Below are 14191 nucleotides of genomic sequence, written 5' to 3'. Positions count from 1 at the left end.
TGTTACTCGACTTGACTATCGGGGTTAATAAATTCTGTCTCCCTTTGGTCATAGCAGATTCAACCATCCCCGGATTGCATCATGAAGGTTTTTTCTGTAAGTTTGACTAATGCCAGAATTGATTCAAGATAAGACAATATTTTCCTTGCTGGAAGTCAGCCGCAGTATCCAAAAGACACTTGCAGAGCGGTATAAGAGTTTGTACTGGATCAAAGCCGAAATGAACAAGCTCAATCATTATACGCATTCTGGCCACTGTTACCCTGAGCTGGTTGAGAAACAGGATGGTAAAATTGTCGCTGAAATTCGGTCCATCTTATGGAAAGCTGATTACAATCGTATCAACAACAATTTTCTTAAAGTCGCCCAAGAACCTTTGCGAGAAGGGATCACGATGTTATTTCAGGCAAGTATTTCCTATGACCCCATGTATGGATTAAGTTTGCGCATTGTTGATATTGATCCGACTTTTACCTTAGGTGAACTTGAAAAGGAGAAGTTAGACAGTATTCGAAAGCTGAAAGCAGAGGGTATATATGAATCCAATAAATTATTGGGCTTTCCTGTGGTTCCCAAAAGATTGGCGATTATTTCAGTGGAAACAAGTAAGGGTCTTTCTGATTTTTACAAAATTATTAATCAAAACCCTTGGGGTTACCGCATAGAATGCACGCTCTTTCCGGCATTATTACAAGGAGACAAGTCAGTACCTTCTATTATCAATCAGCTTGCAGTTATTGCTGAAAAAATCGACAAATACGATGTCGTCGCCATCATACGTGGAGGGGGTGGTGAGGTTGGGCTTTCCAGTTATAACAACTACTTATTGGCACGTGCTATCGCTATCTTCCCAATCCCTGTATTGACAGGCATTGGACATTCGACGAATTACACGGTTAGCGAAATGGTCGCCTATAAAAACGCGATCACTCCCAGTGAGCTCGCCGATTTTCTGATTCAGAAGTTTCATAACTTTGCTATTCCGGTTGATAAGGCAGCGGAAAGTATACAGCAACTCATTCTTACTCGTTTTAAAGAAGAGCGCAATGTACTATCTCAGCTCGCAACACATATACAATGGATTGGCAAAAGGGAAATTCAGACCTCGAGAGCCGCTGTTCAGCAATTTCAACATGAGCTGAACTCCTTAATAAAATTACGGCTTTACGAGCACAAGACGGCTTTGGCTCATACCGAGCGAATTATTCAACTCTCTGATCCTATTCGGTTATTGAAACAAGGTTTTTCAATTACTAAGGTTAACGGAAAACTACTGCAGTCGGTGACACAGGTATCACCGGGCGATGTGATACAGACGATACTCGAATATGGCGAACTTACCAGTACTGTAACGGATAAATCTCCGAAAGAAGGTCTGGATGCGAACCAGGCTTAATTTGGCCATCGGTACACAAAATTTTAAAGAAAGCATATCATAATGGAACAGAATTATACCTATACAGACGCCTTTAACGAGTTGCAAACAATCGTAAGGGAAATTGAAAATGGCACAACAAATATTGATGAGCTCGCGGGAAAAATCAAAAGGGCTTCCGACCTCATTCAAGTCTGCAAAGCCAAGTTAACAGCGACGGAGGACGAGGTAAACAGTTTATTACAGAAAATATCCCCTGCTCAGGAAACGGATGATGACGAATAGTTAAACCAAACGACAAGGCACATCAAGATCCTCGGTAAAATAATAACTGACACATAAGCGGTGGTAACCATCTGCTATGATAAGTTTCCCATTTGCCCGAACCAACAGAATTGGAGATAGCTTTTCTTTCTTCTTGATCTTTCTTAGATTTTCCTTGACGTGGCGATTGGTATCAGGAAGCGGCGGGGAAGTCATGTTCCTGGGGATCCGCTAACCAAAAAGCCTGTCCTTTTTCAATTTTAACTGTACTCATAATATAGACATCATTTCCTAATACATTTCAGCTCATCCTAAAGCTTGCTAATATTGATAAGCCACGACCTGCCTATCACGGCGTACTGTTTCTACAAACTCCCGATGTTTGGTCACATTTCCCGTCAATCGCCAAATGGTATTCAAACTTTCTTTGTTATAGCGTTGACTTACAATGACAGCCTTAAAACCCATCCGTCTGATTAACTGCTCGGTATGTTCAAAATCTGCCTCAGATGAGGTCTGCAGTTCATAGTCTTTTATCTTGTGATAATTGTCAATATAGGTTTGCAAATAAGTTAGCAGCGCTAAAATCATCAGAACCAAGCCTACACCAATAAACGCTAAAAATATATATCCAGCACCAACACACATACCCAAAGAAGCTGCAGCCCAAATTGTCGTAGCGGTTGTTATACCACTTACTTTATTGTCTTCTTTGAAAATCACGCCTGCTCCTAGGAAACCGATACCAGTAATAATGTTTGCCGCCAATCGATCTGGATTTGCCAATCCAATTTTTAATGAAAGAATAGTAAAAAGACAAGATCCAAAGCTCACCAATATAAACGTCCTCAAACCCGCGGATTTATTGCGATATTCACGTTCAATCCCAATCAGCAGACCTATTAAGACTGATAACATGATAAGTAAAACGTCACGCGATTCAAAAGGTTGTAATAGGCTATCCATGAGTTTATTTCTTCTTCATCCAATTTAAGAAAAATAGGGAGATCTATCAAATGATCTCCCTATTAAAGAATAGCTTTTCTTCGACCTAATACATTGGTACTTCAATTAGCAGTAATGATGTATCATAGTAAGCTTCAAGCGCTATTTTTTCAGTTCCGTATAAACCAATGGCATCTCTTCTTGATAGCATTTCATTTGCTACGGCGATCTTTCCTTCCAAAACAAAAAGATAAAGCCCATTTTGCTCCGAATGAACAGTATATTCTATCTTTTTACCCGCCTCGATGTCTGCCAAGTTAAAATATGCATCCTGATGTATGTGTACAGCATTGTTATCCATTTTATCCGGTGAAACAATCGTTGCAAATTTATTGTGCCGATCTAATTGAAGGTAGGATTTCTGATCGTATCTAGGCTCCAACCCTATTTCGTTGGGGATTACCCAAATTTGTAGAAATTTAACAAGATTCTTCTGATCGTTATTAAACTCGGCGTGCTGCACACCAGTACCTGCAGACATAATCTGCACATCTCCTGTTTTGATCGTACGGCCATTGCCCATACTATCTTGATGCGCCAGCGCCCCCTCCAGTGGTATGCTAACAATTTCCATATTATCGTGTCCATGCCGATCAAAACCTTGACCACCTTCCACCTGATCATCGTTCAATACCCTCAAGGCACCAAAATTCATCCTTTCGGGATCAAGATATTGTCCAAAACTGAATGAATGCGCACTTTTCAGCCAGCCGAAATCGACGTGGCCACGATCACCTTCCCGATGTATAATCTTTTGCATGTTGTCCTCCTTACTGCATAAGCTTCTAACTATCAAGGACAAAACCCATACCAACAGGAATATAAACCCAAAAGCTGACAATTTGTCAAAAGAGAGGACTACAGTGGCTTTAATTTATCCGGAGCTAGCGCGTGAACAAGTGCACGCGCGAGAATTCTATTCGGGTCTATGATAGTCATCCCATTGTAATCCCGTTCAGGGATAGCCAAAGGGAACTCTGCACAACCCAAAATAATGACCTGCGCTCCTTTCTTTTTCAGATCATCCATGACCAACAATAGATCTTCCCTTGCTTTATTCGCAATCGGTACGGGCTGGGCCTTTATTCCATAATCCTCATCATAGATTGCATTATTTACCTTCTCTTGCTGCGATCCTTCCGGCTCGACAACAACGAAACCTTTTCGAATAAATGCTTCCCGATATAAACTGCAGATCTGTTCTCCTGCGGTAGACAAAATCCCGACTGTCGTGTCGGGATAGTTTTCGTCTACAAATCGGACAGTCTCATAGACGATATGCAATAGCTTCAACGTGCTCCCCATACGGGCCATCTCATCTTGAACAACAGAAAAAATTGGTTCTGCATGTGCCGTATTGGACGGAATCGCCGCAATGGTCGCTCCGGCCATTTCAAGTTGTCTTAAAATTGTAGCAATAGCCTTACCGGGATTAACATTGGATTTATCCAATAAATATGCCGTTCGGTCAGAGATCAAATTTGGACATGAGAATAACAAGAGCGGCAAGTGTTCCTGATCGGATCTTGCCGCCGTCTCATCTATAATTTTCTTCGTAATATCCAAGCCTCCATAAGGGCCTAGTCCACCTACTATTCCAATCATAAAACTATTTTTATATCATAGATATAACCAATAGTCTTACAAATGGTTTGTAGAAATTACCATTCTATGGACTGATCTTCGTCAGGAATCTGCGTATTCAATTGACGTTCCAAGATCAATGAGCCCGAAACCTTGAACTTAATAGCTGTCGTAGAAACCAAGGTATAATCCGTAAATTCATAATCCACATTATTTACCGTAATATAACGATGCAATAGGTAAGGACGTACAGCATCCATCTGTTCCGAAACAGTATAACTTGCATCTTTTTTAACAGTAAATTTCATATTTGGATTTTCAGCCCGAAATGTAACCCCACCAGTTTCATTGAACGTTGCAAAGACCTTATAATTCTTCCTGTCTTTACGATCTTCATCAATGTTCCCTGCATAAAAGAAAACTGTATTTTCATCAACTACATAACTTCTTATTTGGCTCTTGACAATCGGGGTCTCACTTTCATGCCCATCCATCACAACTTTTAAGGCTGTGCCGCTGTAAGTTCCTGAATAATTATTGAAAGGATTTATACGCAGCAATGCTTTCTTATAATATTTTCGAGGGTTTATTTTGTATTTAGCAGCGGGATCCTCCAAAATCGTCAATGGAAGCACCCATTTTTCGGCCATATCAATTCCTTTTAACGAAAAATCGATAGCCATTAACGCGGTGTTCTCCCCCGACTTTATATTTACGGTCTCAGGGATAGAAAAATACGTATTATTCAACTGCTTGTAATAGAAATCTTCTCTGGTCTGAAAACGTTCATAATTCAATATGCCCAATGTATCGGAATCCACCGCAACACCTACTGAAAGATCCGTATTATTTGTGGTCGATCCACTCACTTCCAACGGCTGTAGAAATGTAGTTTTTTGCCCCTCTTTATAACGGACATAAATATTTGCGACACCCTCATTTTCCAGAGGGGCTTTAAATGAAACGTAATGTTCAAATTGTTCCTCTTTCCATTCATCGTTGCATGCATAGCATGCACATAATACCATCAGGAAAAAAAGCTGTATAGATGACTTTTTCATAAATTGCATAGTTGATTAATCATTATAAGTCCAACCAGGGTTTTGTGTTAAATTCTTATTGCGTTTGAGCTCTGTATGACTAATTGGCCAAAACCACATTTTATCCGCGAAGGTCGTTTTCAATGTCCAGATCGCAACAGGTTGATAAAAAAGATCACGTTCCTTTTCATTCATCAAGACGTTACAGCCATAAACCGGCAAAGCTTCTTCAACGGGAGCATCCATCCAACGACGTAAATCATAATAACGTTGTCCCTCACCCATCAGCTCTATAAAACGTTCACGCTTTATTGTATTACGCAATTCATTCTTATTTCCATATACACTCGCCGAAAAATCAGGAACTCCACCTCTGATGCGAACAGGCTGAATACCTTTTTTAATTTCAGCTACATCACGGCTTATCGTATAACTTCCTCCACGCCAAGATGGAATCGTAAAAGAACCACTTAATTCATTTAATGCTTCGGCATACATCAGTAATATATCGGCATAACGGATCGCGGGTTCTGCCTTTGGAACGATACGCGATCCAACACCACCTTCATAGGTATCACTTGGGTGAACAAACTTTTTAACACCAAAACCTGTACGCAACCAATAACCATTAGCAGAGTTAAAGCCATTTCCTTTTGGATCAGCACTGTAATAAAAAATTTGTTTGTTACGATTTTCTTCCTTGGTTTCATTCAACAAAGTCCAAAAACTACCGCTGTACGAAACAGAAGCATAAAACCTCGGCTCACGATTTGCGTATTGTAAAGAAACACCTGGGCGCAATGGTCTATATTTTTTTGCATTATAATCGTCTTGGGTAACATATCCTGTACTTCTATTAGAGCCATTTCCACGCCCTATTTCTTTATCCTTACCCGGGACATCTGTTCCATCATTCATATAATAGGCATCGACAAGTTTCTGTGTTAGCCCCTGGGTATTCCATCCTGTTGCAGAACGAGGTAGTTGATGGATCACCATTTGGTCAATTCCTTCATTGGGTTGATTTTTGCCACGTGTAAAGATTAATTCTGGATTACCCGATGCCGATAATGTGCCATCAAATACTTGTGCATATGATTTCGTGGGATCAATATTTGCCCACCCTTCGGGCCAACTTTTGTCTGAAAAATTATGATCTTCAGGAGGTTTAACTGTCGCATCATCTCCCGTTTCCTGAAAGGGCGCTGTATAAAGTTTGTATAGCCCCAGTTCGATCACATCTCGTGCGGCTGCTGCAGCTTTTGCCCATTTTTCTTCCTTAAATTCTGCTGAAAGCAATCGCTTACCTTGTTTATCCACCAAAAGTGCCGCATAGCCGGAATTATTACCATTCGCCAATGGACTTGCGGCATAGAGTAACACTTTAGCACGTGTAGCCAAAGCCGCGCCAACAGTTGGTCTTGCCGAACCGTCCTGCCCACGTTTCATCCCTAAAGATTCCATTTCTTTAGCAGCTTGTAACAATTCATCGCTGATATAGGTTGCACATTCCTCATAAGTACTTCGCGGAATAGCCAGATCATCATAGCTATCGGTATAATCCAAACCTTCGTCCGGTAATAATGGCACCGGGCCATATTTACGGAGCAATAACCAGTAAAGATAAGCCCTTCCAAAACGTGCCTGCCCCCTATAATCGGAGATCTCAGCTGCAGACATTTCGTTATTCATATAAATATTCTGAATAAAGGTCGAAGCATTGCGAATCCCGCGATAAGATTGTGTCCAGGTTCCTTGCTTATCATTTTCGGTGTACTGCCCCATTTTAAACATGTTGTAGGACAATTCATTTTTCGAAGGGTCATAATCCCGATCCCGGTCACCAAAGTACATGTCATCCGCGAAACAATGTGGAGTATTTCCCTTACTCGCAACATCGGCATTTTCGCCCCTGAATTCTTCAAATACATGTGCAAGCCATTCTTCAGAATAGAGTTTACTTTTAAACGTTTTCTCTATGTTGAGTCGATCCTTAAAATATTGATCGGACTTTAAATAATCCTTTTTGCATGACGAGACAACACTTGCGCTAAATACGAGCATCATCGCAATATATAGATTCTTTCTTTGCATCTTTTTTAAATTTTATAGATTGACATTGATGCCAAATGTAAACGATTTAGGTAACGGATAATCCTCTCCTCTTGGTGTCGCTAACTCGGGATCCCAAAGCTTGAATTTTGACCAGGTCAATAAATTCGAGCCCGTAAAAAAAACACGAACGCTATTAGTCTTAATTCGATTGGTCAGTGCTTTTGGCAAGGTATAACCAATATCGAGCGTTTTCAAGCGAACATATTGACCATTTTTTAACCAAAAAGTCGACTCTCTAAAATTATTGGGATTCGCACCATAACTCAATCTTGGATAAGAGGCATTGGGATTTTCTGTTGATGGGTCACCAGATAGGTCTGCCGATATCCAACGGTTATCGCCCATCACACCTTTCAGCACCTGCCCCCATTCTCCCTCACTAAAGGCATATACAGTTTTTCCATAGGTGAAAAAAGTTGATTTCCCCGCTCCTTGAAAATGGACGCTAAAATCTAAACTTTTCCAACTCGCTGACAATCCTACGCCATAAATCAAATTGGGACGTCTCGTTGCGCCAATCGCAACACGATCGCCATCATCTATAATACCGTCACCGTTGACATCTTTATATTTGATATCTCCGGGCTGGTAATTTCCGAATACCTGTTTTGGGCTATTCCGTATATCATCATAGTCCTTAAATAAGCCTAACGCAATAAGTCCTTTTGCTTGGTCAACGCGGTATCCCTTTTGATTTTGGTAGCCATACACATTATTTTCTTCATCAATCTCAGTGATTTCGTTCTTACTATACGTAATATTACTTCTGGCCGTTAAATTTACTTCCCCCAACTTTTGTTTGTATTCTAAACGACCATCAAAACCATTGGATTTCACCGCTCCCACGTTAGCACTTGGTACAGATTCTAGTCCAACCATACCAGGTAGAAAATTACGGGCCATATAAATCCCGGTACGCTGCTCATTGAAGAAATCCAAGTTGGCAATAATCTTATCTTTAAAGAGCGCCAAATCAAATCCCAAGTTCCTTTTTGTGGCCATTTCCCAAGTCACATTAGGGGATGCCACCTGACTATATTTCATAGCTACATACGGGCGTTCAAATCCATAATCAGCCCAGTCATAACCTCCATCTACTTGCGAGATGGTCGATAAATAAGGGAAGCGCACACCGCCAGCCAATTGATCATTACCCACTCTTCCCCAAGAATAGCGCACTTTGAACATATTCATCCAGGAGATATTTTCCTTTACAAAAGGTTCTTCGCCGATATTCCATGCTGCTGAAACAGCCGGGAAAAAGCCATATTGTTTACCTGGAGCAAAGTTTTCTGACCCGTTATACCCAAAGTTAAAATCAGCAATATAGCGTGATTTCCAATTATAAGTCAGACGTCCAGCTAACCCTTGATTTCTTTTTGCGATTCCATTTTTAATATCATCACCAAGATCAACTGTACGAACAAGCGCATCACGCGTAAAGCGAGCAACTGCACCAATGTTATGATCACCAATACTACGATCATAATTGAACATCATATCATAAAACTCGCGACGCTCACCACTAGCACTACTTGCCTGATACAGTTCGTGCGGATCAGAAATATGCGTAAATATCAAATTGCCATTTTCATCTCGTGCACGTTCGGCCCGCCACTGTTCCGGCCATTTGCGCCGTTGAATATTATTGTCATTATTTGTATCGTAGCCCAAAATTCCTCTAAACCGTAATCCCTTGGTAATAAAGTCAAAATTTTGCTCAATAGAAATATTTGTCTGTATCTTATTTTGCCAGGTTTCATTGTATCCAGTCTGTGTAGCAACTACCCAAGGATTAGTTTGATTTCCAGCTCCAATAGCAGGAACGTAACCATTCGAATACAATACTGGCGTACGAATTGGCGAATAACCAAAGAGCACACCCCAAAAGTCATCGTCTCCTAAGCCGGGGCTATTTCTTTTATTAAGGGAGCCCGCAACGCCAATTTTCAGCACAGTGCTTTTGGTCACGTTAATATCGGTGTTTAAGCGGTAGTTATATCTTTTGTAATTTGCATTTGTACTGTAATCGTTGCGCAAAGTTTCATCCGTTTTATACATCCCTCCCTCATTAATGTAGCTTCCTGACAAAAAATAACGAGCAGTCGACCCACCACCAGTCATATTTAGATTGGCCCGATAAGTCATCGCTCCATCTTTTAGCAATAGATCTTTCCAGTTGACATTTGGATATAAATCGGGGTCCAAGCCCAAGCGTAGGATTTCAAGCTCCTCTGGCTGATAAATAGGTTCAAAATTCCGTGTAATACGCGCTTCATTTAGGAGATTTGCGTAGGTAATACCATCTTCAAACTCAGGTGTAATAGTCCGGGTATTGTAGATATTTTCATCTTTAAAATTGATACTGATCTTACCATCTTTACCCCGCTTTGTGGTAATTAATATAACACCGTTTGCTCCTTTTGAACCGTAGATCGCAGTTACAGCTGCATCTTTAAGAATATTGATCGTCTCAATATCTTCAATATTGATATCGTTTATGTCACGCTCAATATTATCGACCAAGATAAGAGCCGACGCTCCGCCACCGAAGGTAGAAATACCTCTGATCCAGAACTCTGTAATATTTTTTCCAGGCTGCCCCGACTGCATCATCCCCAGCACACCAGGAGCATTCCCGATCAAGGCATTACTTATACTTGACGTTGGATTCTTTGTCATCGTGTTTAGATCCACACTACTCGTTGCAGCGGTCGATGTCAACTTCTTCTGTGTACCCGTACCAGTAACTACGACTTCTTCGAGCACACTAGTCTCAGATTCTTTCAATGTCACATTAACAGCATGCGTATCCTTGATTAGTACTTCTTGTTTCTGATACCCCACAGATGAGAATACAAGCGTCTTATAACGCTCAACTTTAATTTTATAATTTCCTTTATTATCGGTCGTAGTTCCCAACCCAGGCGCATCCTTAACTGAGATGCTGACACCAACTATTGGTGCTTTCTGGCCATCAACAACTACACCCGTTACTTCAAGAATATCCTGCGCCAACACACCAAAGGTCACACAGAGAAGCAACATACATGTTAACAATATTTTATTTATCATTTTATCACAGGTTAATTTTGGTTACTTTCATCCATTTCTTCCAACGCAATCTTGCGAATCCGGCGATTTTCTCGGTCTCCTATATAAAAGGCCCCTTCTTGCTCATTATATGCTATACCTGATGGACGATCAAAACGAGCATCATCACGCAAATCACCATTAACATATCCATACGGATTACTATTGAGACTTGAGCTTCCGCGACCAGCGAAGGTGGTTACAGCCCCTTCAGGCGTAAGCACACGAATCGCATGATTATTAAGATCTGTAAAATAAAAATCATAAGGGTCCGGCTTGCCTGCTTCCACATAGGCTTGATTTTTAACAAAAACGCCTTGATAAGGTTGATTGACACGAGCAGAGGAACCCACACCATCTTTGTATCCCGATTCCCTTACTTTTCCACAAACAAGATAAGGCTGGTTAAAACGTTTCTTTTCCCAGTTGTAATCGGCACGCATAATATAGCCTTGGTTAATGACCAAAATATAGGCGTAATTTCCACTGGGATGAATTAATGCCCGATATTCCCATTCCGGATCCTGGATTACATATAATTGCTCTGCTTTAGTCGTTTTATCAACAAAGTATTGATTCAGATCAAAACGAAAAAATTCGCCTTTCGCATAGCTATTAAAATACATTTCACCATTGACAGGGTGGATAGACGCCCCATTACATTGTTTACTTCTTGTCAAGACTTCTTTATCCAGGAAATTTCTTGCACGCGAAAATAACAGAGTAGATTCATCATTCTCTCCGCCACGATCCTGAGCCACAATCATATAATTACCATCCATAGAGAAGTCGACACTACGCGGGCGATCAAAATCCGAACGTTTTTTTGTTATGGTACTATCCTCAAAATTGATAAGATATAGACCATTATTGTTATCGAATGTCATCCAAAGATGCTTTGGATTTAGGGGATCAAACTTCATAAAAGAAGAAAGCCAAAAGCCGCTTGCCATCTGATTCTGATCCGCGTCTTTAAACTTCCCGTCTTTCCAAGGTTCATCACCACGTGCGTTTCGATACCCCGCTAGAGTCGATACAACAAGTTTACGCTGATAGTCAAAATTTGCGGATGCCTTTCCGACGACGGGCTTTTCCTCTCCTCCAACGCGCACTTCAATGTCACCTTTGAAAGCCTGCTTCGGTACGAGACAATAGAGTGATTCACCCAAAGCATTAATGACTACAGCTTTTTTCCCGCCAATAAAAACATTTACATTTTTTGGATCGTTTCCAAAGTTTTTTCCATAGATCACAAGTCGTTGTCCCATACCTCCTGATTTGGGAGCGAAGTCCGAAACAACAACAGGTTGCGAAGGATCAAAGGGCACACCTTCTGAAATACTGCCAAGATTGTCATTCTTGCAGCTTCCAAAGCCCAAAAAAAGCACCATAATGGGCCAAATCATCCGATTTAGAAACCAACTATTAGTCGCTATTTGTTTCATTCTCATAAGGTTTTTTTAATTGGTTAGAATTTTATTTGAACAACTTTACTATATCACGGTCAACGAATCCCAGATTCACCGATTTTGCGATATATCCATTAAAATTTCATTAACATCACTGATAGTTATAGGATAATTTTAGGACGAACGGATTGAGGCCCGCCCTATTATTAGGCGAACGCTTAGTTTTAATTTCCACATAATTGGTTACTTTTATATAAAGCTAAATGGTATTAGCTATCTTAAGCTAAAAAAAGACTTTCTGACAATCGATTCAAAGTCTTCCGGTTTTTAAAATTACTTTTCTACTTATTTTTCTATTTTAAACTCACAATAGCTATCGACCTTAACGGTTCTCATTCCCCGTGCTCTACACTATTTTTTCTTCACGAAGAAAATGGACGAATGATTTCTGATTTAACTTTCTAAATGCTTCTCTAAGGTTTTCTTTCTATAATTGATTACTCAAATTTAGGGATTGTAAAGATTCTGATACTATAGAATTATCTCAATAAACTGCTTATTTGTATCACAGCAAATAAAGATGACCACATACTTGCGTACACACCACTTCTTGGATATTATTTTGAAAAAAGGTTGGCATGTGAAAAGCATTTTGCTTTGGCTGACTGGAGAATTAGCCCGCTATTCGGAGATCTTATGGATCAAGCTGTATCATTTGCTGCTCGCTTGGGTTCAAACAAAAAAACCTGCAAAAATATTTGCAGGTTTTATCTTTTGTAGCCCGTAGGGGAATCGAACCCCTGTTTCAAGAATGAAAATCTTGCGTCCTAACCCCTAGACGAACGGGCCTTTTTATGCAACTCCAATAACATTGTTGTTTTTGGAGTTGCAAATATAGATCTTAAAATCAGTATTCCAAAAAAAAATTAAATATTTTTTAAATAAGGTCGAAACCGATATCTCTTCTGAAGTATTTCCCTTCAAAATATATCCTTCCAGCATCTGCAGTTGCCTGTTGAAGGGCTTCAAACAGTGTATCTTGCAATGTGGTAACAGCAATTACACGTCCTCCTGCAGTAACGATCTTGCCATCCACCTCTTTCGTACCTGCTTGAAATACGATGGATTCTTTCACGTTTTCAATATTGGCGATCTCTTTTCCAGATTCATAATCTCCTGGATAACCTCCGGCAACCAACATGACAGTAACAGCAGTCTTAGAAGATACCGTATACGAACGTTGATCCAAATTGCCTTGTGCAACACCTTCCAGTAAATCCAATAGATCCGATTCAATACGTGGCAATACGGACTCAGTCTCTGGATCTCCCATACGAACATTATACTCGATGACATAAGGTTCTCCTTCTACATTCATCAGACCTATAAAAATAAATCCTTTATACGGAATACCATCTTTTTTAAGTCCTTCAACTGTTGGTCTGATAATACGCTCTTCTACTTTATTTAAAAATGTCTCATCTGCAAAAGGAACCGGAGATATCGATCCCATACCACCCGTGTTTAGGCCTGTATCCCCCTCTCCAATACGTTTGTAATCTTTTGCAGAAGGAAGCACTTTATATGAATTCCCATCTGTCAAAACAAAAACAGACAATTCAATTCCTTTTAAGAATTCTTCAACAACCACAACTCGGCTAGCTTCTCCAAACTTTGAATCTGCGATCATCGCCTTTAACTCTGCTTTAGCATCTTCCAGCGTCTCACAGATCAACACTCCTTTGCCTGCAGCTAAACCATCAGCCTTAAGCACAATCGGCAATTTTTGCGTTTCAAGGTAAGCCAATCCATCTTCCAATGATGTTGCATCAAACGATCTTGAAGCGGCAGTAGGTACGCCATGGCGATCCATAAATTGCTTCGAAAAATCTTTTGAGCCCTCCAATTGAGCCCCCTCCTGTTGCGGCCCTATTACCGGGATATTTTTTAAATCTTCCCGATTTAAAAAGTAATCATGAATACCTTTTACCAAAGGCTCTTCTGGACCGACGAGCACCATTTGCACGTTATTCTCCAAAACGAAGGAAGCAATAGCAGCAAAGTCAGTAACTTTAATATTTACATTCTGACCATACGCACCTGTTCCAGCATTTCCTGGAGCAATAAACAATTGATCTAAACGTGGACTTTTCGACAACTTATAGGCGAAGGCGGATTCACGACCTCCTGAACCGATTATTAGGATATTCATAACACAAAGATATTTTTTTTATGCTAATTTTAAGGTATCAGATCGTTTAAAATGAGACTAATATTTTGATTTATAAATTGATTAAAGGAAAATA

12 protein-coding genes and 1 tRNA gene are annotated in these 14191 nt (G+C 40.2%); 3 read left to right on the top strand and 10 right to left on the bottom strand.

The genetic code is table 11. The annotated features are described in order from the left end of the window. The first annotated feature begins 109 nt into the window (after window positions 1–109). Both xseA and xseB read left to right on the top strand, forming a co-directional pair. Window positions 110–1396 (top strand): exodeoxyribonuclease VII large subunit, encoded by a 1287-nt coding sequence (gene xseA / locus CBM24_RS00375; RefSeq protein ID WP_088159789.1) that lies wholly within the window; start codon window positions 110–112, stop codon window positions 1394–1396. A 42-nt stretch (window positions 1397–1438) separates the two neighbouring features. Next, the gene (gene xseB, locus CBM24_RS00370; RefSeq protein ID WP_075990493.1) at window positions 1439–1660 is read left to right on the top strand and encodes an exodeoxyribonuclease VII small subunit; all 222 of its coding nucleotides are present in this window, start codon (window positions 1439–1441) and stop codon (window positions 1658–1660) included. Here the strand turns inward: xseB and CBM24_RS00365 are convergent, their stop codons facing one another. The 8 genes from CBM24_RS00365 to CBM24_RS00330 all read right to left on the bottom strand — a co-directional run bounded on the left by CBM24_RS00365 (window position 1661) and on the right by CBM24_RS00330 (window position 11921). After that, window positions 1661–1855 carry a hypothetical protein gene (locus tag CBM24_RS00365; RefSeq protein ID WP_198386008.1) on the bottom strand — a complete coding sequence of 65 codons (195 nt, stop codon included), beginning with the start codon at window positions 1853–1855 and terminating at the stop codon, window positions 1661–1663. It abuts the gene before it with no gap. A gap of 105 nt (window positions 1856–1960) precedes the next feature. Next, window positions 1961–2605: an MgtC/SapB family protein gene (locus tag CBM24_RS00360; RefSeq protein WP_088159788.1), complete on the bottom strand. Its 645-nt coding sequence runs from the start codon at window positions 2603–2605 to the stop codon at window positions 1961–1963. 85 nt (window positions 2606–2690) lie between these two features. Further along, on the bottom strand, window positions 2691–3404 hold the full coding sequence (locus CBM24_RS00355) for a pirin family protein (protein ID WP_088159787.1): 714 nt from the start codon (window positions 3402–3404) through the stop codon (window positions 2691–2693). A gap of 98 nt (window positions 3405–3502) precedes the next feature. Beyond that, window positions 3503–4249 carry an aspartate/glutamate racemase family protein gene (locus tag CBM24_RS00350; RefSeq protein ID WP_088159786.1) on the bottom strand — a complete coding sequence of 249 codons (747 nt, stop codon included), beginning with the start codon at window positions 4247–4249 and terminating at the stop codon, window positions 3503–3505. Window positions 4250–4305: 56 nt separating this feature from the next. Beyond that, window positions 4306–5289 carry a DUF4973 domain-containing protein gene (locus tag CBM24_RS00345; RefSeq protein WP_088163408.1) on the bottom strand — a complete coding sequence of 328 codons (984 nt, stop codon included), beginning with the start codon at window positions 5287–5289 and terminating at the stop codon, window positions 4306–4308. Between the two features lie 15 nt (window positions 5290–5304). Next, complete coding sequence (locus CBM24_RS00340; protein ID WP_088159785.1) at window positions 5305–7362, bottom strand: RagB/SusD family nutrient uptake outer membrane protein; 2058 nt, start codon at window positions 7360–7362, stop codon at window positions 5305–5307. 12 nt (window positions 7363–7374) lie between these two features. After that, window positions 7375–10458, bottom strand: coding sequence for a SusC/RagA family TonB-linked outer membrane protein (locus CBM24_RS00335; protein WP_232475648.1), 3084 nt, complete (start codon window positions 10456–10458; stop codon window positions 7375–7377). A gap of 11 nt (window positions 10459–10469) precedes the next feature. After that, window positions 10470–11921 carry an IPT/TIG domain-containing protein gene (locus tag CBM24_RS00330; RefSeq protein WP_198386007.1) on the bottom strand — a complete coding sequence of 484 codons (1452 nt, stop codon included), beginning with the start codon at window positions 11919–11921 and terminating at the stop codon, window positions 10470–10472. 544 nt (window positions 11922–12465) lie between these two features. Here CBM24_RS00330 and CBM24_RS00325 point away from each other — a divergent pair. After that, on the top strand, window positions 12466–12672 hold the full coding sequence (locus CBM24_RS00325) for a hypothetical protein (protein ID WP_070562421.1): 207 nt from the start codon (window positions 12466–12468) through the stop codon (window positions 12670–12672). On the opposite strand, the gene CBM24_RS00320 is transcribed toward CBM24_RS00325, so the two are convergent. Further along, window positions 12663–12734 (bottom strand) — tRNA-Glu (locus tag CBM24_RS00320). The two genes, CBM24_RS00325 and CBM24_RS00320, sit on opposite strands and share 10 nt — an antisense overlap. Window positions 12735–12822: 88 nt before the next feature. Further along, on the bottom strand, window positions 12823–14097 hold the full coding sequence (purD, locus tag CBM24_RS00315) for a phosphoribosylamine--glycine ligase (RefSeq protein ID WP_088159783.1): 1275 nt from the start codon (window positions 14095–14097) through the stop codon (window positions 12823–12825). Window positions 14098–14191 lie beyond the last annotated feature (94 nt).

It is taken from the genome of Sphingobacterium sp. G1-14, from assembly GCF_002196555.1.
GTDB lineage: Bacteria > Bacteroidota > Bacteroidia > Sphingobacteriales > Sphingobacteriaceae > Sphingobacterium > Sphingobacterium siyangense.
This window is presented reverse-complemented; position numbering and strand designations above follow the sequence as displayed.